The organism is Streptomyces sp. NPDC100445 (assembly GCF_044759735.1).
In the GTDB taxonomy this organism is placed as follows: domain Bacteria; phylum Actinomycetota; class Actinomycetes; order Streptomycetales; family Streptomycetaceae; genus Streptomyces.
The window spans coordinates 318,467-341,373 of record NZ_JBIVZV010000010.1 but is presented as its reverse complement, the minus strand read 5'-3'; the positions used below and the strand labels follow the sequence as shown (position 1 = coordinate 341,373).

At 73.6% G+C, this 22,907-nt stretch carries 16 protein-coding genes, 5 tRNA genes and 1 riboswitch; of the genes, 11 read left to right on the top strand and 10 right to left on the bottom strand.

Translation table 11 applies throughout. From position 1 onward, the window contains the following. Window positions 1–146: 146 nt before the first annotated feature. Window positions 147–2,222, bottom strand: coding sequence for an asparagine synthase-related protein (locus tag ACIQVT_RS24405; RefSeq protein ID WP_403757681.1), 2,076 nt, complete (start codon window positions 2,220–2,222; stop codon window positions 147–149). A gap of 724 nt (window positions 2,223–2,946) precedes the next feature. On the opposite strand from ACIQVT_RS24405, the gene ACIQVT_RS24400 reads away from it, so the two are divergent. The 4 genes from ACIQVT_RS24400 (at window position 2,947) to ACIQVT_RS24385 (ending at window position 8,276) form a co-directional block, all read left to right on the top strand. Next, on the top strand, window positions 2,947–4,371 hold the full coding sequence (locus ACIQVT_RS24400) for an MFS transporter (RefSeq protein ID WP_392197422.1): 1,425 nt from the start codon (window positions 2,947–2,949) through the stop codon (window positions 4,369–4,371). A gap of 58 nt (window positions 4,372–4,429) precedes the next feature. After that, window positions 4,430–5,641, top strand: coding sequence for an L-2-hydroxyglutarate oxidase (lhgO, locus tag ACIQVT_RS24395; protein ID WP_403757677.1), 1,212 nt, complete (start codon window positions 4,430–4,432; stop codon window positions 5,639–5,641). 452 nt (window positions 5,642–6,093) lie between these two features. Next, entirely contained in the window at window positions 6,094–6,918 is an 825-nt protein-coding gene (gene trmB, locus ACIQVT_RS24390; protein WP_403757674.1) for a tRNA (guanosine(46)-N7)-methyltransferase TrmB, read from the top strand. Window positions 6,919–6,986: 68 nt separating this feature from the next. Beyond that, a complete protein-coding gene (locus ACIQVT_RS24385) occupies window positions 6,987–8,276 on the top strand; it encodes a PrsW family intramembrane metalloprotease (protein ID WP_403757671.1) in 1,290 nt (429 codons plus the stop codon). A gap of 25 nt (window positions 8,277–8,301) precedes the next feature. Here the strand turns inward: ACIQVT_RS24385 and ACIQVT_RS24380 are convergent, their stop codons facing one another. Both ACIQVT_RS24380 and ACIQVT_RS24375 read right to left on the bottom strand, forming a co-directional pair. Further along, on the bottom strand, window positions 8,302–9,252 hold the full coding sequence (locus ACIQVT_RS24380; protein WP_403757759.1) for an aldo/keto reductase: 951 nt from the start codon (window positions 9,250–9,252) through the stop codon (window positions 8,302–8,304). Between the two features lie 78 nt (window positions 9,253–9,330). Next, complete coding sequence (locus ACIQVT_RS24375; RefSeq protein ID WP_403757668.1) at window positions 9,331–10,413, bottom strand: M23 family metallopeptidase; 1,083 nt, start codon at window positions 10,411–10,413, stop codon at window positions 9,331–9,333. Window positions 10,414–10,422: 9 nt separating this feature from the next. Further along, window positions 10,423–10,591, bottom strand: a riboswitch (cyclic di-AMP (ydaO/yuaA leader). Window positions 10,592–10,891: 300 nt separating this feature from the next. Here ACIQVT_RS24375 and ACIQVT_RS24370 point away from each other — a divergent pair. Next, window positions 10,892–10,965: transfer RNA gene (locus ACIQVT_RS24370), tRNA-Met, on the top strand. 47 nt (window positions 10,966–11,012) lie between these two features. Here the strand turns inward: ACIQVT_RS24370 and ACIQVT_RS24365 are convergent. From ACIQVT_RS24365 to ACIQVT_RS24340, 6 genes are all read right to left on the bottom strand, one after another. Then, window positions 11,013–12,146 (bottom strand): dihydrofolate reductase family protein, encoded by a 1,134-nt coding sequence (locus tag ACIQVT_RS24365; protein WP_403757665.1) that lies wholly within the window; start codon window positions 12,144–12,146, stop codon window positions 11,013–11,015. 288 nt (window positions 12,147–12,434) lie between these two features. Beyond that, window positions 12,435–12,510: transfer RNA gene (locus ACIQVT_RS24360), tRNA-Lys, on the bottom strand. A gap of 99 nt (window positions 12,511–12,609) precedes the next feature. Then, complete coding sequence (locus ACIQVT_RS24355) at window positions 12,610–14,193, bottom strand: amino acid permease (protein WP_403757662.1); 1,584 nt, start codon at window positions 14,191–14,193, stop codon at window positions 12,610–12,612. A gap of 164 nt (window positions 14,194–14,357) precedes the next feature. Continuing rightward, complete coding sequence (locus ACIQVT_RS24350) at window positions 14,358–16,529, bottom strand: DEAD/DEAH box helicase (RefSeq protein WP_403757659.1); 2,172 nt, start codon at window positions 16,527–16,529, stop codon at window positions 14,358–14,360. A gap of 214 nt (window positions 16,530–16,743) precedes the next feature. Then, the gene (locus ACIQVT_RS24345) at window positions 16,744–17,253 is read right to left on the bottom strand and encodes a hypothetical protein (protein WP_403757656.1); all 510 of its coding nucleotides are present in this window, start codon (window positions 17,251–17,253) and stop codon (window positions 16,744–16,746) included. A gap of 87 nt (window positions 17,254–17,340) precedes the next feature. Beyond that, window positions 17,341–17,691 carry a metallopeptidase family protein gene (locus tag ACIQVT_RS24340; protein ID WP_403757756.1) on the bottom strand — a complete coding sequence of 117 codons (351 nt, stop codon included), beginning with the start codon at window positions 17,689–17,691 and terminating at the stop codon, window positions 17,341–17,343. A gap of 83 nt (window positions 17,692–17,774) precedes the next feature. On the opposite strand from ACIQVT_RS24340, the gene ACIQVT_RS24335 reads away from it, so the two are divergent. From ACIQVT_RS24335 to ACIQVT_RS24310, 6 genes are all read left to right on the top strand, one after another. Further along, entirely contained in the window at window positions 17,775–19,337 is a 1,563-nt protein-coding gene (locus tag ACIQVT_RS24335; RefSeq protein WP_403757653.1) for a metallophosphoesterase, read from the top strand. An 80-nt stretch (window positions 19,338–19,417) separates the two neighbouring features. Then, window positions 19,418–19,490, top strand: a tRNA-Glu gene (locus ACIQVT_RS24330). Between the two features lie 36 nt (window positions 19,491–19,526). Further along, window positions 19,527–19,601, top strand: a tRNA-Asp gene (locus ACIQVT_RS24325). 24 nt (window positions 19,602–19,625) lie between these two features. Next, window positions 19,626–19,699 (top strand) — tRNA-Phe (locus tag ACIQVT_RS24320). A gap of 74 nt (window positions 19,700–19,773) precedes the next feature. Beyond that, on the top strand, window positions 19,774–21,393 hold the full coding sequence (locus tag ACIQVT_RS24315; RefSeq protein ID WP_403757650.1) for a hypothetical protein: 1,620 nt from the start codon (window positions 19,774–19,776) through the stop codon (window positions 21,391–21,393). Window positions 21,394–21,462: 69 nt separating this feature from the next. Further along, entirely contained in the window at window positions 21,463–21,792 is a 330-nt protein-coding gene (locus ACIQVT_RS24310) for a hypothetical protein (protein ID WP_403757647.1), read from the top strand. On the opposite strand, the gene ACIQVT_RS24305 is transcribed toward ACIQVT_RS24310, so the two are convergent. Further along, window positions 21,789–22,847: an ABC transporter permease gene (locus ACIQVT_RS24305; protein ID WP_403757643.1), complete on the bottom strand. Its 1,059-nt coding sequence runs from the start codon at window positions 22,845–22,847 to the stop codon at window positions 21,789–21,791. The two genes, ACIQVT_RS24310 and ACIQVT_RS24305, sit on opposite strands and share 4 nt — an antisense overlap. Window positions 22,848–22,907: the final 60 nt, after the last annotated feature.

Sequence of the window (22,907 nt, the reverse complement as noted above, 5' to 3'; positions counted from 1 at the left end):
TTTCCCGCAGCACCCCCTCAGGGGCGCGGGGAACTGCGCGCCCGGCCCCCGCCGGCCGTCAGCCGCCCACACCACCGCTCCCCACCCCAACCCCACAACACCCGGCACCCGGCACCCGGCGGAGCCGCACGCACCCGGCGGAGCCGTCACGCCCCGGGCGTCAGCGCCCCGCGCCTCGGCTGGATGCCGGAGGGGACCGCCCGGGAGCGGGAGGGGGTCCCCGTCCAGCAGGTCCCCCGGCGAGCGAGCAGCCGGTGGAGCCAGAGCTCGAGGGAGACGAGACCGGCCAGCCCGTCCAGGGGCAGCGGGTCGCCGGCCGCGGCGGCGCGCAGGGCCTTGCGGACGACGCGGGCCTCGACCAGCCCGGCGTCGGCCAGCAGCGGGCTGGAGAAGAGGTCGAGGAGGGAATCGGCGGCGACGCGGAGACCCGCGCGGGCGGCCGCCGCCGAGGACCCGTGGGAGGGGGTGCCCCACCCGGGCGGGAGGTCGGTGACGCCGGAGCCCGCCAGGACCGTACGGAGGATGGCGGCCCGCGCGCCGGGCTGGACCCGCAGGGCTTCGGGCAGCTCGCGGCAGGCGCGGACGACCTGGTTGTCCAGGAACGGCGCGTGCAGCCGCTGGGAGCGGACCTCCGCCGCCTGTTCCAGCACGCGCAGGTCGGCGGCGTGCCGGGCGAGCGCCGCACGCGCGCGGTAGTCGCCGGGCCGCAGCGCGCCACTGCCGGAACGGTCGGCCTCCGCCTGGAGGAGAACCGATACTTCAGCCAGCGCCTCGCCAGTCAGCCAGCGGGCGGCGGGGCCGGGTCCGCCCCAGGTCAGCGCGGCGAGCGAGGCGCCGACCGCCCCCTTGGGCTCGTCGAAGCGGCGCCGCATCAGCCGCTCGGCCAGCACCTCCAGGCCCGTCCGGTAGGGGGTGCGGGCGAGGCGGCGGGCCGCGCCGTACACGCGCGCGGGGACCATGACCGAGCCGTCGGCCCGGGCGAGCGCGGCGACCGGCCGGACCAGGTTGCGCCGCCGGCGGTCCATCAGGAGGTCGGCGAGGCGGGCGGGGTGGGCGTCCAGGACCTGACGGGCGCCGTGGCCGGTGAAGTGGTCGGCGCTGCCGGCGGCGAGCCGGGCGCGGTGCCGGGCGGCCAGGACGAGGGAGGGGCCGGGTTCGTCGGTCAGGGGGCCGTCGAGACCGGCGTAGGGCAGGGTCTCCTCGCCGCCGGTGACCACGACGTGGTGGAGGCGGGGGTTGGCGGCGAGGGCGCCGGCGCGCTGGAGCTCGGCCTCGCGGCCGGCCACGGCGAGGTCGTTGAAGGTGACGGCGACGAGCCGCTCGCCCGCTCCCGTGCCGTGGCCCAGGAGCGTGCCGGGTCTGCCGGGCAGCCCGGCGGCCAGCAGCGCGAGGGTGCCGGAGGCGGGGCCGCCGGACAGGTCGGCGCCGATGCCGGGGACGGGCATCCCGCGCGCGGCCCGGCGTTCGGCGGGTCCCATGCCGGGCACCGGTCCGGGGTCGAGGTCGGGGACGTGCCGGGGTGCGGAGAGCCGGGTGCGCACGGCCTCCACGAGGGCGTCCCGGACGGCGTCCACGGCGCGGTCGGCGTCGGCCGGGGGCGCGGCCACGGCGAGGGAGGCGACCGGCTCGTACCCGGCGATCTCCCGCGCACCGGCGCGCAGCACCAGCGCGTGCCCCGGGGGGATGCGCCGTACGCCCTCGTACGGGGTGGTGTCGCGCAGCGCGGCCGGCACGTCGGGGGCGGCGAGCAGGGCGGCCAGGTGGGTGAAGTCGAGGTTGGCCTCGACGAGGTCGGCGAGGGGCAGGGCGGCGGTGGCGTACGCCGTGCCGCCGGCCCAGGGGGTGTGGAACACGGGCCGGGCGCCGGCGAGGTCGCCGCAGACGGTGATGCGGCGGCCGGCCTGGACGACGGCCGTGTAGCTGCCGGACCAGCCGGTCAGGTGGCGCAGGGCGCCCCCGCGCGCGGTGACCAGGCCGCGCCGCAGCTCCTCGTCGGTGGCGCCGCAGATGCCGAGGACGGCGATGCGGTGCTGCGGGTCGGCGTGGACCACGCGGACCTCGTCCGGGCGCCAGTCGCCGACGGCCCACAACGGGTCCGGGTCGCCCCACAGGAGCTGCGACCCGACCGGGCGCAGGGTCTCGCCGTCGTACCCGGTGGCGCCCGCGGTGCCGATCCCGGCGGTGCCCGCGGCGGTGCTGCTCCACCCCACCAACCACCGCATCGACGCCTCCACACGCTGTGGACAACCACTGCACCGTACGAACCGGATCCCCATGCTGCCATGAAGAACGCGCCGGGGAGGGACGGCGGCGCCGCCTCGGACCGGCGGAAGTGGTGGCACGTGCCAGGGGGGTTGGCCGGTGGCGCGGGCGGGCGGGGGGTACCTGTTCCGGGCGGTGCCCGGCGGGTACGGCGTGAATGCGCCCCCAACGCGCGCCCCCAAACCGCCCCCCGCGCCCTCAAGTCGCTTGGTGGAGAGGGGAATTCGGGGTCCGGAAAGGGGGTCGGTTTTCGGCCAATTACGCGGAGCGGCAACGGCGATGAGTACGCTCCGTACAGGCCTGCGGAGCGCGCGGCGGCGCGCGCGCACGCACAGTCCGGGAGGCGGGCATCGCCTCCCGGACCGGTCCGCCACCCGCGGGGATGAAGGTGGCGGTGTCCCCCAGCCCACTGGATCCAGTACAGCGGGCCGACCCACGCAGAAGCCATGGAACCGCTTGCCCGGTGGCCGGAGAAGAGCGCACGGACGGGCGCACGGCCACACACCCGGGGGCACGCGGCGGCGGGCCGTGCACGGTGCGTACAGGACCGTACTGCCGTACGGACCACAATCCCGCCATCCGGAAGAATGCCCCTTAACGCTTGGGATGCGGCGAACTACGCTGGGTTTACGAATGCCGCGCGGTTATGCCATCGCGGCAGCCGTCTGTGTCGAGGGGTGGCGCATGTCCAGGGAGCAACGCGGGCCGAACGAGAAACTCGGCGCCGTTCTCGCCCTCGCGGGAATCAGCAACGCAGGACTCGCGCGGCGCGTCAACGACCTCGGCGCCCAGCGCGGGTTGACGCTTCGCTACGACAAGACGTCGGTGGCGCGGTGGGTGTCGAAGGGCATGGTGCCGCAGGGCGCGGCGCCGCACCTCATCGCCGCCGCCATCGGGCAGAAACTGGGCCGCCCGGTGCCGCTCCACGAGATCGGCCTGGCCGACGCCGACCCCGCCCCCGAGGTGGGCCTCGCCTTCCCCCGGGACGTGGGACAGGCGGTGCGGTCGGCCACCGAGCTGTACCGGCTCGACCTCGCCGGCCGCCGGTCCGGCGCCGGCGGCATCTGGCAGTCACTGGCCGGGTCGTTCGCGGTCAGCGCGTACGCCACGCCCGCCTCGCGCTGGCTGATAACCCCCGCCGACAGCTCGGTCGCGCGCGAGACGGCCTCCGCGGAGGAGTCCGGCGCACCGATCAAAGTCGGCCACAGCGATGTACAGAAGCTGCGGGAAGCCGCCGAGGACGCCAGGCGCTGGGACTCCAAGTACGGAGGCGGCGACTGGCGTTCGTCCATGGTGCCGGAGTGCCTGCGGGTGGAGGCGGCACCGCTGCTGCTCGGCTCCTACTCCGACGAGGTCGGCCGCGCGCTGTTCGGAGCCTCCGCCGAACTCACCCGGCTCGCCGGCTGGATGGCCTTCGACACCGGCCAGCAGGAGGCCGCCCAGCGGTACTACATCCAGGCGCTGCGCCTCGCGCGCGCGGCGGCCGACGTCCCGCTGGGCGGGTACGTCCTCGCCTCCATGTCGTTGCAGGCCACCTACCGGGGCTTCGGCGACGAGGGCGTGGACCTCGCGCAGGCGGCCCTGGAGCGCAACCGGGGGCTGGCGACCGCCCGCACCATGAGCTTCTTCCGGCTCATCGAGGCACGGGCCCACGCGCGCGCCGGGGACGCGCAGGCGGCGGGCGCGGCGCTGAAGGCCGCCGAGGGGTGGCTGGAGCGGTCCAGGGAGGGCGACAACGATCCCTCCTGGCTCGGTTTCTACGGCTACGACCGGTTCGCCGCCGACGCCGCCGAGTGCTACCGCGACCTGAAGGCGCCGCGGCAGGTGCGGCGGTTCACCGAGCAGGCGCTGTCGAAGCCGACGGAGGAGTTCGTGCGCTCGCACGGGCTGCGGCTCGTCGTCTCGGCCGTGGCCGAACTGGAGTCGGGGAACCTGGACGCGGCCTGCGAGCAGGGCGTGCGGGCCGTGGAGGTGGCCGGACGGATCTCCTCCGCCCGCACCACCGAGTACGTGAAGGACCTGCTGCACCGCCTGGAGCCGTACGGGGACGAGCCCCGGGTGGTGGAGCTGCGGGAGCGGGCCCGGCCCCTGCTGGTGACGCCGGCCTAGGCGGAGCGGCGGCGTTTGAAGCCGCTGTCAGTGGCGCAGTGCACTATCGAGGGCGGAGGTGGTGCAGGTGCGGGCCGGGGCGTACGACTGTGATGTGCTCGTGATCGGTGGCGGGATCGTCGGGCTGTCCACGGCGTACGCGATCACGCGCGCCGCGCCCGGCACGCGTGTGACGGTGCTGGAGAAGGAGCCCGGCCCGGCGCGGCACCAGACGGGGCGCAACAGCGGCGTCATCCACAGCGGCATCTACTACCGCCCGGGCTCGCTCAAGGCGCGGTACGCGGTGCGGGGCGCTGCGGAGATGGTCAAGTTCTGCGCCGAGTACGGCATCGCCCACGCCGTCACCGGCAAGCTGATCGTCGCGACCGCGCGGGAGGAGCTGCCGCGGCTCCACGCACTGGTGCAGCGGGGCCGCGAGAACGGCATCCCGGTGCGCGAACTGGGGCCCGCGCAGATCAGCGAGTACGAGCCGGAGGTGCGCGGTCTCGCCGCCATACACGTGGGGACGACCGGCGTGTGCGACTTCGTGGGCGTCGCCCGCGCGCTGGCGCGGGCGTCCGGGGCGGAGATCCGCTACGGCGCCCGGGTCGTCCGGGTGGACCGCCGCCCGGAGCGTGGCGTGGCCGTGCTCACCACGACCGGGGACGTCGTCCGCGCGCGCGTGTTGGTGAACTGCGCCGGACTGCACTGCGACGAGGTGGCCCGTCTCACCGGGGACGACCCCGAGGTGCGGATCGTGCCGTTCCGCGGCGAGTACTACGAACTGGCCCGGCCGGAGCTGGTGCGAGGGCTGGTGTACCCGGTGCCGGACCCGGCGTTCCCGTTCCTCGGGGTGCACCTGACGCGCGGCGTCGACGGGAGCGTGCACGTCGGGCCGAACGCGGTGCCGGCGCTGGCCCGCGAGGGGTACGGCTGGGGAGTCGTACGGCCCCGGGAGCTGGCCGGGACGGTCGCGTGGCCGGGATCGTGGGCGATCGCCCGGCGCCACTGGCGGTACGGGGCGGGTGAGCTGCGGCGGTCGGTGTCCAAGGGCGCCTTCCTGGAGGCCGTGCGAAGACTCCTGCCCGGGGTGGAGGCCGGTGATCTGGTGCGGGCCCCCGCCGGGGTGCGGGCGCAGGCGGTGCTGCGGGACGGCACGCTGGTGGACGACTTCCTCATCAAGGAGGGGGCACGGACCGTGCACGTCCTCAACGCGCCGTCCCCCGCCGCCACCGCGTCCCTGCCGATCGGCCGGGAGGTCGGCCGCCGGGCACTGGAACTGCTCGCGTGACCCCGGCACCACCGCACAAGCGCCCCGGGCCCACTCACACGCCGGTTCCCTGCCCGCAAGGCCCACACGGAACGGCACCCGCGCGTCCGGCACCCGACCGACGCTGACGCCCAGCCGGCCCGGACACCGCGCCGGAAGCGCTGAGCCCGCCAGCAGCGGACCCCCTCGCAAAGCGCTCGCCGGCTCCCCGCCCAAATTGCCTCGCGCCGGAACCGCGCACACGGCCGGCACCCGATCCCCCGCAGTCCTCGCCCAGGACCCCGCACCCCCGGCCGGTGCCCGGGCCGTTTTCCACGGGCGGTCCGGAGCCTGCCACACGGTGCCGCTGGTGGGACCGGTCACGCCCGGCCGGTGCGCCGGCGTCGGACCATGTCGTCGCGCGGTGCCCGCGCCGGAGGCGTCCCCGTAGGGGCCCTGGGGGATGCTCGGGGCGCCGTAAAATCGGTCGTACTGTGTCTGACTCCCTGAACGCTCCCGACGCCCCGCTTCCGGCACCGCACGACTGCGGTGGCTCCGTCCGGCACACCCGGACCCGGGGCGAGCCGCGGTTCCCGGACGGTCCCCGGGCCGACCCCGCCGGCTCGCACTTCGAGCGGCGGATCCGGAGCTTCCAGCCGCGGCGCAGCCGGGTGACGACCGGGCAGGCCGACGCGCTCCAGCGGCTGTGGCCCACGTGGGGGCTGGACATCGACGGACAGCGGGTGATCGACCTCGCCGAGCTGTTCGGCAACGACCGTCCCGTGGTCCTGGAGATCGGATTCGGGATGGGCGAGGCGACCGCGCGGATGGCCGCGGCCGATCCGGACACCAACATCCTCGCTGTGGACGTGCACACCCCCGGGCAGGGCAACCTGCTCAACCTGGCGGACCGCGCCGGGCTGTCCAACGTCCGCGTCGGCAACGGCGACGCGATCATCCTGCTCGGGGAGATGCTCCGCCCCGACGCGCTGGACGGGCTGCGCGTCTACTTCCCCGACCCCTGGCCCAAGAAGCGCCACCACAAGCGGCGCCTCATCCAGCCGGAGTTCCTCACCCTGGCCGCGACCCGGCTGAGGCCCGGCGCGATCGTGCACTGCGCGACCGACTGGGAGCCGTACGCGGAACAGATGCTCGAGGTGCTCGGCGCGCACCCCGACTTCGAGAACACGCGGGCGGAGGGCGGGTACGCCCCGCGCCCCGGGTTCCGGCCGCTGACCCGTTTCGAGGGTCAGGGACTGGACAAGGGTCACGTGGTGAACGACCTGCTGTTCCGGCGCGTACCGCACCGGGAGCGTTGAGCCCGGTCCGCGCACCGGACCGGCAATCCGCTCCTGCCCCTCGTCCCGACACCGTTAGGGTCGATGCCGTGGCCACCAGTCCCCCGTTCCCGACGCGTCCCCCGAGCCCCGGCGACGGTGTGCTCCGCCATCCGCACTGGTGGCAGCGCAGGTGGGTGCGGTACGGGGCGCTGAGCACGCTGCTGGCGCTGTCGGGGCTGGTCATCCTGGCGCTGGTGCGACGCCAGACCGGCACCGAGGGCTTCGTCGTCGGGCTGGGGCTGGCCGTGCTGCCCGTGCCCTGGCTGATAGCCGCGTTCCGGTGGCTGGACCGGGTGGAGCCGGGCCCCTGGCGGAACCTGGTGTTCGCCTTCGCCTGGGGGGCGTGCGCGGCGGCGCTGATAGCCATCGTCGCCAACAGTTTCGCCACCCGCTGGATCGCCACCTCGACCGCGGACCCGGCCGGCGCCGACACCCTCGGGGCGACGGTGATAGCGCCGATCGTGGAGGAGTCCGCGAAGGCCGCGGCCGTCCTGCTGGTCTTCCTGTTCCGCAGACGCCACTTCACCGGGATCGTGGACGGCGTGGTGATAGCGGGGATCACCGCCACCGGCTTCGCGTTCACCGAGAACATCCTGTACCTCGGCACGGCGTTCGGCACCGACCAGCTCACCGGCGACCGCGGCATCGCCTCGGTCACCGCCGCCACCTTCTTCGTGCGCATCGTGATGTCGCCGTTCGCGCACCCCCTGTTCACGGTCCTCACCGGCATCGGCTTCGGCGCCGCCGCGCTGTCCGCCGAGCGGCAGCACGTGCGCCGGGCCCTGCTGCCGCTCGGCGGGCTGCTGCTCGCGATGGGCATGCACGCCTTCTGGAACGGCTCCGCCACGTTCGGCCGGTACGGGTTCTTCGCCGTCTACGCCGCCTTCATGCTGCCCGCGTTCGGGCTGCTGACCTGGCTGGCGGTCTGGACGCGGCAGCGGGAGCTGCGGACGGTGCGCGCGGAGCTCCCCGCGTACGTGCTGGCCGGGTGGCTGGGCCCGGGCGAGCCGTTCGCGCTCGGCTCGATGCGGGCGCGGCGGATGGCCCGGGACTACGCCCGGCACCACTTCGGCCGCCCGGCGGCGCGGGACGTCGCGCGGTACGAGGCGTGCGCCACCTCGCTGGCGTTCCTGCGACACCGGGGGCGCGCGGGGCGGGCCGGGGCCGACTTCGTCGTACGGGAGCGGGAGCTGCTGGACGAACTGTGGCGGCTCAGGGAACCGGCGCGGCCGGCACTGGAGTACGCGGCGCGGGCCGCCGCTCCGCCCCGGCCGGTGTACGCGCCCGCGCCGCCGTACTGGCACGGCGCGCCGGCGTACAACCCGTACCGGACCTGACCGGGGCGGAGCCGCGGGCCGTGGCCTAGGCGGGGGCGGAGGCGGTGGTCAGGGCGGCCAGCTCCTCGTCGGACAGCTTCAGGTCGGCCAGGCCCAGCAGCGCCGGGAGCTGTTCCACGGTGCGGGCCGAGGCGATCGGGGCCGCGACGGTCGGCTGGGCGGCCAGCCAGGCCAGGGCGACCGTGGCGAGCGGAACCTCGTGCGCGGCGGCGATGTCGTCCAGGGCCGCCAGAACGCGCCGGCCGTTCTCGGAGTCCGCGTACTTCTGGGCCGTACCGGCGCGGGCGCTGTCGACGGTCGTACCGGGGCGGTACTTGCCGGTGAGGAAGCCCGCGGCGAGGGAGAAGTACGGGACGGCGGCCAGGTTCTCGCGGGCGGCGAGGTCCTGGAGCGGGCCCTCGTACGTGTCGCGGGAGACCAGGTTGTAGTGGGGCTGGAGGGCGACGTAGCGGGCCAGGCCCTCGCGGTCGGAGTGGTCGAGGGAGGCCCGCAGGCGCTCGGGGCTGATGTTGGAGGCGGCGATGTGCCGGACCTTACCCGCCTTCACCAGGTCGTCGAGGGCGCCGATGATCTCCTCGACCGGCACCTCGGGCTGGTCGAAGTGGGTGTAGTAGAGGTCGATGCGGTCGGTGTCCAGCCGGCGCAGCGAGGCGTCGGCGGCGGCCTTGATGTTGGCCGCGGACAGGCCCCGGTACTCGGGGTGCTGGCTGACCTTGGTGGCGATGACGACGTCGTCGCGGTTGCCGCGGGCCTTGACCCACCTGCCGATGATCGTCTCCGACTCCCCGCCCCGGTTGCCCTCGATCCAGGCGGAGTAGGAGTCGGCGGTGTCGACGAAGTTGCCGCCGACGGCCGCGTAGGCGTCGAGGACGGCGAAGGAGGTCTGCTCGTCGGCGGTCCAGCCGAAGACGTTGCCACCGAGGGCGAGCGGGAAGACCCGGAGGTCGGAGGAGCCGAGTGTGCGCGGTGATGTCAGTGAGGTCATACGTCACTACAACGCCGGCGGCGGGAGATCACATCCCGGGGCCGGCGCCGAGTTCCCGCGGGATGCCGCTCAGGGGGTGAGGCCCTTGCCCCGCAGCCAGGTCATCGGGTCGGTGCCGGTGGCCTGGCCGCCGGGGTGGACCTCCAGGTGCAGGTGCGGGCCGGTGACGTTGCCGGTGGCGCCGACGCGGCCGATGACCTCGCCGGTGGTGACCTTCTGGCCGGCCGTGACGTTGATCGAGGACTGGTGGCAGAACCACAGCTCGGTGCCGTCGTCGAGGGTGAGGACCGTCCGGTAGCCGTAGGAGCCGGCCCAGCCCGCCTCGGTGACCGTGCCGCCGTGGATCGCCTTGATGAGCGTGCCGGTGGGGGCGGCGAAGTCGAGGCCGGTGTGGTGGCCGGAGGACCACATGCTGCCGGCCTCGCCGAACGTCGAGGTGATCGTGTACGAGGAGGTGGGCAGCGTGTACTGCCCGGCGAGCTTCGCCTGCTCGGCCCGGCGCTTCTCCTCGGCCAGCTTCGCGGCCTTCTTCGCCGCCTCCTTCTCGGCGGCGGCCTCGGCCTTGCTCTTGGCCTCGGCCGCGTGCGCGGCGGCTTCCTCCTCGGCCCGGGCGGCGCCGGCCGCGCTCTGCCGCTCGGCGCTGGCGAGCGCGGCGGCGGTGGCCCTGCTCTCGGCCTGGCCCTGCTGCCGCTCGGCCTGGGCCAGGATCCGGGTGCGCAGGGCCTCGCCCGCGTCGGTGCCCGCGTGGTCGTCGGCGACGCCGACAGCGCTGAGCGCGGTCGTGGCCGTGGCCGTCTCCGGCGCCTCGGTGGCGGTGCCGCCGAAGAGGGAGCCGACGGAAGGCATCTCCGGCAGGTCGGGCAGGTCGGGCAGGGAGATGGAGACCGGCGGCTTGCCCGTGTTGGCGCTGGCCATGCCGCCGGCGCCGACCGCGGCGATCACGCCGACGCCGAGGACGGTGGAGCTGCGCGCGAAGCCGCCGCGCTGCTTGGCGACGCGGTGCCGGCCGCGGACCGGGACGACGGAGTCCTCGGTGGGGTTCCACTCCTCCCAGGGGCCCTCGTCGGCCCGGCGGTCGCCGTAGCCGAAGGTCTCGCCCTCGCGCTGGGCGGGCGGGAACGGGGTGCTGGGGGCAGGCCGGTTGGACGCCACGCGGGCGCGCTCCTTTCCTTCCGCCGCCTACCGGGTTAGCTGACGGGTTCGGAGCGGGAAGGTCTCCTACGCGCGTATACCGGGCGTGGACCCGCATGGGTTCCACGGCGGCATTCGCGAGATTCACCCCAGGGTGGTGGTTCCCCGGTTCCCTTGCGGGATTCGGCGCGTGCGCACGGAGCCGTCGCTGGTGACGGCTGGGACGACCGCGCTGCGTTATCGAACGTTAATAGACCTGCCAGTCACTTTCCAAGCCGTCTCGTCTTGATCGTTGACGTTTCCGTCCGGGGATCAATCGGTCAAGATGCCTGCACAACGGGCGAGTTGGCCGAGGTACAGGAGTCACTCGCACGTTTGATGGTGACTCGGTCGTCATCGCACAGCTCCCCCGTCATCACTCAGAGCGACGACGACAGGGGGGCGCGGGGAACCGATGTGCATCGCACCCCGTGGATGGCGTACAGTAGAGACACAACGACGCGGGGTGGAGCAGCTCGGTAGCTCGCTGGGCTCATAACCCAGAGGTCGCAGGTTCAAATCCTGTCCCCGCTACTGAAGACTCAGGGCCGGAATCCATTGGATTCCGGCCCTGAGTGCTGTCAGGCGAGCAGATGCCCGTTCGGCGCCTTGGCCAGCGCCTCCAGCTCCGGCAGTACGACGACCCGGGCGCCCGCGCCGGTCAGCACACCCGAGCCGTCGGCGCCCGCGACGAACGTGTCGGGCTCGCGCCACGCCGTGACCACCCGGCGCACCCCGGCGCGCAGGATCAGCTCGGCGCAGGGCGTGGGCCGCGAGGCGCGGCGGGCGCACGGTTCGAGGCTGCTGTAGACCGTGGCGCCGGGCAGGCGCGGGTCGGCCGGGTCGGTCTTCGCGAGGGCCGCCTCCTCCGCGTGGACCAGGGCGTCGTCGCCCTCCCGGGAGTGGCCCCGGGCCAGCTCCGTACCGTCCGCGGCGACCACGACCGCGCCCACGCTGAAGGCGGTCCGGGACGGCGGGCACAGCGCGGCCAGCTCGCAGGCGGCGCGCAGCCAGTGGCGGTCGGCGGGGACGGGGACCGGGCCGGCGCCGGGAGCCGTGGGCTCGTAGCGCATCAGGACGACGTCCTCGATGCGCCGGGTGTCGGTCAGACGCAGGCGACCGCCCTGGTAGGCGCCGGGGCCGAACAGGCGCGGGGCCGCGGGGTCGCCGACGAGGAGCGGGGCGAGGACGAGCTGGAGTTCGTCGGCGAGGTCCTGCCGGAGCAGCTGCGTGTGGACCTGCCCGCCGCCCTCGACCATCAGGCGCCCCACGCCCCGCACGTCGTGCAGGTGCTCCAGCAGGGCCCGCCAGTCCAGCGCGGGCCCGAGCGGTACGACGTCGGCGGTGCCGCCGAGGAGACGGGCGGCCCGGGCGGCGCCGTCGTCGGTGGTGTAGACGAGTTTGTCGCCGCCGGTGTGCCAGAAGTGGGCGCCGGGGTCCAGGTCGCCGGAGGCCGTGACGGTGACCTTCAGCGGATACGCCGGCCGACCTGCCGCGACCCGGGCCGCGCGCCGCTCGGCGGAGTTGACCAGCAGGCGCGGGTTGTCGGCGCGGATCGTGCCGGCGCCGATCAGGATGGCGTCGACGGAGGCCCGTACCGCGTCGACCCGGTCGAAGTCGGCCGGCCCGGACAGCAGCAGCCGTTCCGGGCCGGTGTCGTCCAGGTAGCCGTCGAGGGAGACGGCGGCGGACAGCAGTACGTACGGCAGGGGCATCGGCGCACTCCCTCACGGCGGCCCGTGGACCGGCCGAAGTCATGGTTCACATCCCAGCGAACCTACCCCGGCGGCACGCCGCCCCACTTCCCGCCGCCCGCTCGGTCCTCCCGCACGCGGCGACGCGGGCGACGAGTTCACGCGTCAGCGGCGCACCGCCGCTCGAAGCGCTCCCGACGCGGTGGTTCGGGTCGCGGCGACGACCCGGGAACGCGGCAGCGCCCGGGCCGGGGGTGGCCCGGGCCGGGCGCTGGGGCCAGGTCAGGGGGGTGAAACCCTGCCTGGTGGTGGTAGGCCCTGTGGGACTCGAACCCACAACCAATGGATTAAAAGTCCACTGCTCTGCCAATTGAGCTAAGGGCCCAGGCGATGTTGCCTGTCCGAGCATAGCCGGAGGAGGCCGGGTCTCCGATCGGGTATCGGGGACACGGCCGTGTCGGCGGGGCGGGAGTGCGCGGGATCGTCACTTATCGGCCGGGATGGGGGTGTCGGTGGGCGCCAGGAACCAGTGGCGGGCCGACGCCAGCCACCAGGTGGTGGCGAAGCCGAGGACGGCCAGGACGGCGACCGGGGCGTAGTTGAAGGTGCTCCAGGTGACCGGCGAGACCTGCGGGAGCATGAAGAGGACGGTGATCGCCACCACCCAGCTCACCGAGACGATCCCGACGGGGCGTGACCACCGGCCCAGTTGCCAGGGGCCGGGCGTGAAGGCGGCGCCCTTGCGGACGCGCAGGAACGTCGGGATGACGTACGCGATGTACAGGCCGATGACCGCGATGGACGTCACCGCCGCGTACGCGGTCGTGTTGATGAGGTAGGGCAGGCCGAGGGCCAGGGCGCCGAGCGCGGCCAGCCAGACCGCCGCCACGGGGGTGCGGGTGCGCGGGCTGACCGTGTGCCAGACCCGGGAGAAGGGCAGCGCGCCGTCCCGCGAGAAGGCGTAGATCATGCGGCTGTTGGCGGTGACGGACGCCATGCCGCAGAAGAGCTGGGCGCCGATGACGACCAGCAGCAGGAGCTTGCCGGCCGTGGCGCCGAGGGCGTCCAGGAGGATCTGGGCGGGCGGGGCGCCGGTGGGGGAGGCGAGTTCCGCGTCGTAGGACTGGATGGCGAAGGTGAAACCGAGGAGGAGGACGAACCCGGCGATCCAGGACGTCCAGATCGCGCGGACGATGCCCCGGGGGCCCGCCGTGGCCGCGTCGTGGGTCTCCTCGGTCATGTGGGCGGAGGCGTCGTAGCCGGTGAAGGTGTACTGGGCCATCAGCAGGCCCAGCAGGACCACGTACGGGCCGCTGCTCCAGCCCGTCCGGTTGACGAACTCGGTGAGGACGAACGCCGGTGACCGGTGGTGGTCGGGCACGAGGGCGAGCGCGCCGACGATGAGCGTCACCCCGAGCACGTGCCACCACACGCTCACGCCGTTCAGGAACGCGACGATCCGCACGCCGAAGGTGTTCAGCAGGCCGTGCAGGACCAGGATCGCGGCGAACAGCGCCACCGTGCGGCCCGGGCTCACCCGGAAGCCGAACTGGAGGTTCAGGTAGGCGCCGAGGAAGGAGGCCGCGCCGAAGTCGACGCCCGCGGTCACCGCCACCTGGCCCAGCACGTTGAACCAGCCGGTGAACCACGCCCAGGCCGCCGCCGAACGCGGGGGCGCCAGGCGGTGGGACCAGAAGTACAGGCCGGCCGAGGTGGGGTAGGCCGAGCAGATCTCGGCCATCGCCAGGCCCACGGACAGCGTCATCAGGCCGACCACCACCCAGCCCCAGGTGATCACGACGGGCCCGCCGGTGGTCATGCCGAACAGGTAGAGGGTCAGGCAGCCGGAGAGGACCGAGATGATCGTGAAGGAGACGGCGTAGTTGGAGAACGCCGACATCCGGCGGGCCAGGACCTGGGTGTATCCCAGCTCGGCCAGCCGTTCCTCGTCCGACAGGCCGGTCTGGGCGGGTGTGCCGGGCGGGGCGGGCGCCTCGGACAGGCCGGACCGGCCGGGCGCCTTCCGCGGTTCACCCGCGCCGTCGCCCGCTCTCACGTCATCTGTCATGCCCCCAGCAATGCCCTGCGCGGGGGCGCGGCATGCGCCGGGCGGGGCCCGTGGCCGGGTGGAGGCGCCGCGCCGGTGCGGCGGGCGCTGGGCGCTGCGGCCCGGGAAAGCGGGAAGGGCCCCTACGACCGGAGTCGTAGGGGCCCTTCTCGTCTCACTGGATGTCAGCTGTTGCGCTTCCAGCGCGGCTTGTCCTCGCGGCGCCCGAAGGAGCCGGTGCCACGGTGGTCGTCACGACGGCCGTTGGGGCGCTCGTGGCCGCCGGAGCGGAAGCCCGGGCGGTCGTCGCGGCGGTCGCGGTTGAACGGACGGTCGCTGCCCCGGTGTCCGCCGCGCTCGTCCCGGCGGAAGCCACCGCGGTCACCACGGTCGTCACGGCGCTCGAAGCCCCGCTCGCCACGGTCACGGTCGAACGGACGACGCTCGTCGCGACGCTCGAACGAACGGCCACCACGGTCACCACGGTCGTCGCGACGCTCGAAGGAACGGCCACCGCGGTCACCGCGGTCGTCACGGCGCTCGAAGCCACGGCCACCACGGTCGTCACGGCGCTCGAAGCCCCGCTCGCCACGGTCACGGTCGAACGGACGACGCTCGTCGCGACGCTCGAAGGAACGGCCACCACGGTCACCGCGGTCGTCACGACGCTCGAAGGAACGGCCACCGCGGTCACCGCGATCGTCACGGCGCTCGAAGCCACGGCCACCACGGTCGTCACGGCGCTCGAAGCCCCGCTCGCCACGGTCACGGTCGGAGGGACGGCGCTCGCGGCGCTCGTACGGCGCGGCGGCGGCCGGGCGCTCCTCGCGCTCGGTCTCCCGCTCCGCCGGCTCCGCGGCCACGGCGACGGCCAGTTCCTGCGCGGCCGTCGCCTGCGCCTCGGCCACCGCGGTCTCCGGGTCCTCACCGCGTTCGCGGGCGGCCCGGACGACGAGGCGGTCGGCCTCCTCGCGCAGCTCGGTCGCGCGGCGCTGGGCGCGCTCCAGCTCCTTGGTGAGCTGGGCGACCTCGCGCTCGGCCTGCTGCGCTGCGTTGGCCGCGGACTCGGCCTGGACCTCGGTCATGGAGCGGGCGCCGGTGATGTCGGCGACCTCCGGGTCGAAGGCGCCGGCACCCTGGATGATGTGGCGCGCGGCGTCGACGCCGGCGTCCTCCATGAGGCGGAAGATCTGGCGCCGCTGGTGCGGCAGGGACAGCGAGACGACCGTGCCGGTGCGGCCCGCGCGGGCGGTGCGGCCGGCGCGGTGCAGGTAGTCCTTGTGGTCGCCGGCCGGGTCCACGTTCAGGACCAGGTCGATGCCGTCGACGTGGATGCCGCGGGCGGCGACGTCCGTGGCGACGAGGACGTTGACGTAACCGTCCTTGAAGTCGGCCAGGGTGCGGGTGCGCGCGCCCTGGGTCATGCCGCCGTGCAGCGCGTCGGCCTTCACGCCGGAGTCGCGCAGCTGCTCGGCGACGCGGTCGGCGCCCAGCTGGGTGCGGACGAAGATGATCGTGCGGCCCTTGCGGGAGGCGATCGCGGCGGTGACCGGAGCCTTGTCCTTGGGCTTCACGATGAGGATGTGGTGCGACATGGTCGTCACCGCGCCCTGGGCCGCGTCCACCTCGTGCAGGACCGGCTCGCTGAGGTAGCGGTCGACGAGCGTCTTGATCTCGTTCTCCATGGTGGCGGAGAAGAGCATCCGCTGGCCGCCGGAGGGGACCTGGTCGAGCAGCTCGGTGACCTCGGGCAGGAAGCCCAGGTCCGACATCTGGTCGGCCTCGTCGAGGACCGTGATCTGCACGTCGTCCAGGGAGCAGGCGCCGCGGTTGATGATGTCGCGCAGCCGGCCCGGGGTGGCGACGAGGACGTCGACGCCGCGCTCCAGGGCGTAGATCTGGTTGCCCATCGAGGTGCCGCCGCAGACGACCTTCATCTTCAGGCCGAGCACGTCGCCGTACGGCTGGAGGGCGTCGGCGACCTGCATGGCGAGCTCACGGGTGGGCGTGAGGATGACGGCACGCGGCTTGTGCTTCTGGGTGCGGCCGCCGGCCAGCGTGGCCAGGGTCGGCAGACCGAAGGAGAGGGTCTTGCCGGAGCCGGTGCGGCCCCGGCCCAGGATGTCCTTGCCGGTCAGGGCGTCCGGGATGGTCGCGGCCTGGATCGGGAAGGGGGTGGTGACGCCGTTCTGTGCGAGCTTGCGCACGATGCCCTCGGGGAGACCGAGGTCGGCAAAGGTGGTCTGGGGGGTGTCAGCGGCCTCGGGGGCCTCGGTGACCTCGGTCGTCACGTCGACGAGTTCGTTCTCGTTCTCGTTCTCGGACACGACGATCTGGTCAGTACTGGACACGGACATGCGAATGCGAAACCTTCCGGAGTCTCTTCGGCACGCGCCCGTCAACTCCGTGATTCGCTCACGACCGCCTCAATGCGGTCCGCCACGGCAAGGGGAGAGTACGCGCCACACGGCGCTCTCTGTGATGGCGCCGGGCAAATGGGATCAAACGATCTACTACCATACGCACCCTCTGCCCCCGAAGGCAAACCGGGGTGCATAAGGCCAGTTCAGGTCAGGCGGCGACGCCCGCGGCGGGCGCCGGCTCCCGCTGCACCAGCTGCGGTCCCGTCTCCTCGTGCGCCGAGGACGACGGCTCCGCGGACGGCGGCTCCGTCACCGGCGGGGGCGGCGTGGTGGCGGGCGGCTCGGGCGGCGCGGAGCTGACCGGTGGCGTCGGCGGCACCTTGCTCGGCGCCGGCTCCCCCGGCGCGGTGCTCCCGCCCGGCTTCGCCGGGACCGCCGAGGCGCTGTCCGCCCCGGTCGGGCCGGCCGACGCCGACGGCGACCCGCCGCGCTTCGCCCTGCCGCCGCGCCCGTGCTTGCCGTCCGCCGCCGGCTCCTCGAAGCCGAGGCCGCCCGCGCCGGCCACCGGGCCGCCGCCGGGCGCACCACCGCCGTGCCGTCCCACGGAATGGGCGGGCCGGGCCCGGCCCGCGTCGTCACCCACGTTCACACAGCCCGCCGCGGCGGTGACGGCCAGCACCGCGACGGCGAGACGGACGGGTACGTTCAAGGGGCGCACGGCGGCCACCTCCGGGGGCGGGGACGGAGTCAACCACCCCAACTCCCGCCGCCCGCAAGAGGACACGCGCGCCGCGCCCATCGCCGCTCAGCCGTAACCCAGGGCGTGCAGCCGGGCGTCGTCGATGCCGAAGTGGTGGGCGATCTCGTGCACCACCGTGACCTCGGTCTCCGCGACGACGTCCTCGCGGCTGTCGCACATCCGCAGCGTGGGTCCCCGGTAGACGGTGATCCGGTCCGGCAGCACGCCGGCGTACCACTCGCCCCGATCGGTCAGCGGAGTGCCCTCGTACAGCCCGAGCAGCCCGGGATCGTCGGCCGGCGGCTCGTCCTCCACGAACACGGCCACGTTGTCCATGAGCCGCGTCAGCTCCGGCGGGATCCGGTCGAGCGCCTCGGCCACCAGTCCCTCGAACTCCTCGCGCGTCATCTCCAGCACACCGTCATTGTCCGGCACGCGGCGCCCGTACGCGGGTCCCGGAACGCCGCATATCCGCGCCCGCACCTGGGCATACGGGACCAATGGCCCGCCTCGCAGCCCTGAACGCCCTGCGGAACCGGACCTCGGGCCGCGCCCGCCCCGCCCGACCGCGCACCCGTCCGCTTCCCTCCCCCGGGCCCGCCGCGCGGCCCGGGCCCTGGCCGCGCGCCCTCGGGATGACCGGGGTGGTGCTGCTCGGCGCCTGGCTGGGTCTGCTGGTCGTCGGCAACGTGCGGACGCCGGTCGGTCCGATGGACACGACCATGGCGCTGCGGCCCTCCCTGACCGGCGGCACGAAGATCAACGTGTCGCCGCTGGGCGCCCTCACCCTGGACAGCCATGTGGCGCCGGTCCGCCTGGACGTCAACGTCGACCGACTCGACCCGCTGCGCTCCCAGGCCCTGGTCGACCACCCCGAGCGGCTCTCCGGGCTCCAGGACGAGGTGGCCCGGGACGTCGAGCACGGCACCCTCGACCTGGCGGTGCGCTCCTGCGTCGCCGTGGTCTCCGGGGCCACGGCCCTCGGGCTCGCCGTCTACCGGCGCCCACGCCCGGCCCTCGCCGCCGGCGGTCTCGCGCTGGTCCTGCTGGCCGCCTCGGGTGTGTCGGCGTACGCCACCTGGAACCCGAAGTCGGTCCTGGAGCCCAGGTTCTCCGGGCTGCTCAGCTCGGCGCCGTCCGTGGTCGGCAACGCCCGCAGCATCGTCACGGAGTTCGACGTCTACCAGAAGGAGCTGGCCCGTCTGGTGACGAACGTGACCAAGCTGTACGACGTCACCTCCACGCTCCCGGCCTACCGCCCGGACCCCTCCACCATCCGGGTCCTGCACGTGTCGGACATCCACCTGAACCCGGCCAGCTGGAAGATCGTCGCGTCGCTGGTGCGCCAGTACAAGGTGGACGTGATCGTCGACTCCGGCGACACGATGGACCACGGCACGGCGGCCGAGAACGGCTTCCTGGACCCGGTACGGGACCTGGGCGTGCCGTACGTGTGGGTGCGCGGCAACCACGACTCCCGGGCCACCCAGCGGTACCTGGAGCGCATGCGGAACGTGCACGTCCTGGACGACGGCCGCGCGGAGACGGTCGCGGGCCTGCGGTTCGCGGGCATCGGCGACCCGCAGTTCACCCCGGACCGCTCGGCGGTGCCCGGCCGGGACGCGTCCGAGGAGCTGGCGGGCGACCGGCTGGCCAGTTCCCTGCGCGACCAGCGGACGGCCCGCACCCCGGTGGACGTGGCCGTCGCACACGAGCCGTCCGCCGCGCGGGAGACGGACGGCGAGGTGCCACTGGTGCTCTGCGGTCACCTCCACCACGAGGGCACGCAGATGCTGCCGTACGGCACCCGGCTGCGCATGGAGGGCTCGACGGGCGGCAGCGGACTGCGCGCGGTGGAGCACGGGGACCCCGCGCCGATCGAGGCCTCGATCCTCTACTTCGACCGGGACAGCCGCGCGCTCCAGGCCTGGGACGCGATCAAGCTGGGCGGCCTGGGACTGACGACGGCTGAGGTCAGCCGGCACCTGGCGGACGAGAACCGGCCGGGAGCCACCGGCGCCTCACCGACCCCCTCCCCGGCCGGTTCCGCCACCTCGCCGTAAACCGTTTTGGCGATACCCCTCGCCATCCCATATGCTTCTCACGTCCCCGACGCGCTGAGAAGCGCCCAGGCGGGCCGATAGCCCTCATCGTCTAGCGGCCTAGGACGCCGCCCTTTCAAGGCGGTAGCACGGGTTCGAATCCCGTTGGGGGCACGCATTACCGTGTGCGACACTGTTGCACACACGCTTGGTCCTGTGGAGCAGTTTGGAGTGCTCGCCACCCTGTCAAGGTGGAGGCCGCGGGTTCAAATCCCGTCAGGACCGCTGGTGTTTCACGTGAAACACCGTGGCTGGGTAGCTCAGTTGGTACGAGCGTCCGCCTGAAAAGCGGAAGGTCGCCGGTTCGACCCCGGCCCCAGCCACAAGAACGAAAACCCCCCTCCCGACATCGTCGGAGGGGGGTTTTCGTCGTCCACGGAGAACCTGAGGGGGGTTCTTGAGACAGATCGCCAGGGGGCTGGTGACGGCCGGTGCCGTCGTCGCCGCCGCGCTCGTCCTGCCCGGCACGGCTCACGCCGCGGGACCGAACGTCGAGGAAGCACGGAGCGACCAGGCCGACTGGTCGGTGCTCGACGTGCGCCTCAACTACAGCGGCGGGATCGACAAGATCACCGCGACGCTCCGCCCGGCCGGTGGCAGCGACACCGACGAACCGGTGGCCACCGTCACCGAGTTCACCAAGGGGTACGAGTACAGCTCGTGGGACGCCGTCTGGGCCTCCCAGCCGATCCACCTGGCCGCCCTCGGCGACTACACGGTCGACATCGAGGCGACGGAGACCTCCGGCGAGACCACCGTCCGGAAGGACGCGGGCACGCTGCACTACCGGAACCAGCCCGTCATCACCGGCTTCGCCGTCACGCCGGCCGAGCCGGACATCGAGCACCGGACGGTCGCCGTCACCGGTGACATGGTCGTCCGCGACCCCAGGACCCGCGAGACCGCGCCGTTGCCCGGCGCCACCGTGGACCTCACGTACGACCAGAACGAGCGGACGACCGCCGTCACGGACGACGCCGGGCACTTCTCCTCGGCGTACGAGGCGACGGCGGGTGGCTGGACCTTCGCCGAGCACAACGGCCCCCTGGGCTTCGCCGCGAGCCCGTGGATCGACGTCAGGCCCCAGGCCGCGCCGACCCGGCTGGTCCTCGACCGGAGCAGCTTCCACGTCACCGCCGGCGACAAGGTCGCCGTCACCGGCACGCTCCAGTACCAGAGCGGCGCGGAATGGAAACCGCTCGCCGGCATCCCGCTGGAGATGGACTACAAGGAGTGCAGCACCTGTAGTCCGGTCGACTCGACCACGGACGCGAACGGCCGCTTCTCCTTCGTGCGGGCCCCCTACGGCAGCAAGAGCGTCTACCGGATCGCCTTCACCTCCTACACCCCGTTCGCGCGGCACAGCACGGCCGACGTGACGGTCGCGGTCACGGCGACGACGAAGTTCACCGGGTTCACCGCGGCGCTGGACAAGTACGCGCGGCTCGACGTCACCGGCACCGTGGATTTGGTCGGACGCGACACCAGTGACCGGATCGCCGTCGACATCCAGTACTCGCCCGACGGCAGGACCGGCTGGACCACCGAGAAGACGGTGCAGACCAGCAACGGCTCCCAGTTCGTCGTCGAGCGGATGCCGGCGTACACCGACGGCTACTGGCGGCTGCGGTACGCCGGTTCCACCACCAAGGACATCAAGGGCGGCACCAGTGGCAGCCTGCGCCGCAACCGCGCCCTGACCCGGGTCAAGGGCGCCGACGCCTCCCCCGAGCCGGTGGCCAAGGGCCGGACCATCACCGTCAAGGGTGTGCTCCAGGAGCGCGCGGCGGGCTCCACCACGTGGAAGGCGTACGGCGCCAAGAAGGTGGACATCCTGTTCCGGCCCAAGGGCGCGAAGGGCTGGTACCTGATGGCCACGGTCACCGCCCGGAAGGACGGCTCCTTCGCCAAGGGCTTCACCGCCCGCCAGGACGGCACCTGGGTGCCCGTCTTCCGCTACCCGGACAGCAAGCACTTCGTGGGCGAGGGCGCGGAGGACTACGTCGACGTCCGGTGACCTTGGCACCACGCCCGTCCGCCGCTACGTTCGGGCCGACGGGCGTGGTGCGCACGAGGCGGGGGAGACATGAGTCGGAACGGGACCGAGGCCATCGGGGACGCCGACCTGGAGAAGATCCGGGCCAGGTACGGGCTGCTGGCGATCGTCATCAGCAATCTGGCGATCGCCGCGGTCGCGATCTTCGGGGTGTGGCGGCTCGACGGCGACAAGGCGGTGATCGTCGGCATCCTCACCGCCGCCTTCACCGCCGTCAGCGGGATGACCACCGCCTACCTGGGCATCAAGGCGGTATCCAACACCGCGCGGTCCATAGCCCTCGGCAACGGCCCCGCTTCCCGCCACACCGACCCGGCCCCGCCTGCCGCGCCGACCGCGCCCGCCCAGCGCACCCCTTAGGCGGCGTGTTCCGGAGTGGTCGGCCGGCCGCCGGGGTGCCGGTGCCGCCAGATCAGGAAGACCGCGCAGGACACGACCGCCCAGCCCGTCAGCACCAGGAACGGGAAGGCGTGCTGGTGTCCCCGGAAGTACACCGCGGTGTGCTGGGCGTTCACCGAGGCGCCGGGCGGCAGCCAGCGGCCGATCGTGCCGAGCGGTGAGGGCAGCAGCGGCCAGGAGACGGCACCGCCCGACGACGGGTTGCCCAGCAGAACCATCAGCCCCCAGGTCGGCAGCATCGCCCACCGCCCGACCAGGGTGTTGAACATGGTGAACACCATGCCCGTGGTGAACATCGTCAGGGCGAGGATCCCCCAGGACTCCAGGAACGGCAGCTTCACCGCGGCCAGCAGCCAGTCCACCACCGCGGCGATCACGAAGCCGCCGAGCACCGCGTAGGCCACGGTGAACGCGATCCGCTCCAGCGGGTTCAGGGCCCGCGCGTGCACGCTGAGCTGGATGGAGCCGACGAAGCCGATGATCACGGCGGCCAGTGAGATGTAGAAGATCGCCAGGCCCCGCGGGTCGCCCCGCTGCAACGGCTTGAGGTCGCGGACGGTCACGGTGGTGCCCGTGGCGTCGCCGACCTTCAGCGCGGCCTCCCCGAGCAGCTGGGCGACCGTCGCCCCGGACGCGGCCGACACGTCCAGAGCGATCGAGCGGCCGTGGGCGGACGCCTCCACCACCGCGAACTCCTTCTGCTCGTCCACGGCCAGCACCGCCGCTCGCCGGCTGCCGTACGGGTGCAGCTTCAGGGAGGCGCCCAGGGCCTTCTCCATGCCGTCCAGGAACCGCCGGGCGGCCGGCCCGCCGTAGGCGCCGGTCACCGCGGTGGGGATGTTGTGCGGGGTCGGGTTGGCCATGGCGTACGTGTAGGAGCCGGCGAAGAGACCGGCGGCGGCCGCGATGATCAGCAACAGCACCGCGGCCGGCAGGAAGGGCGACTCCCGGAACGCCGACCAGCGCTCCGCGCGGGTGGGGCGGCGGCCGTGACCGCCGTGGTGGGAATCGGGCATATCGACCACGCTAGGTCATGTCCCGTCATCGCGCCGCGACGACGTCGGCTGCATGCCGGC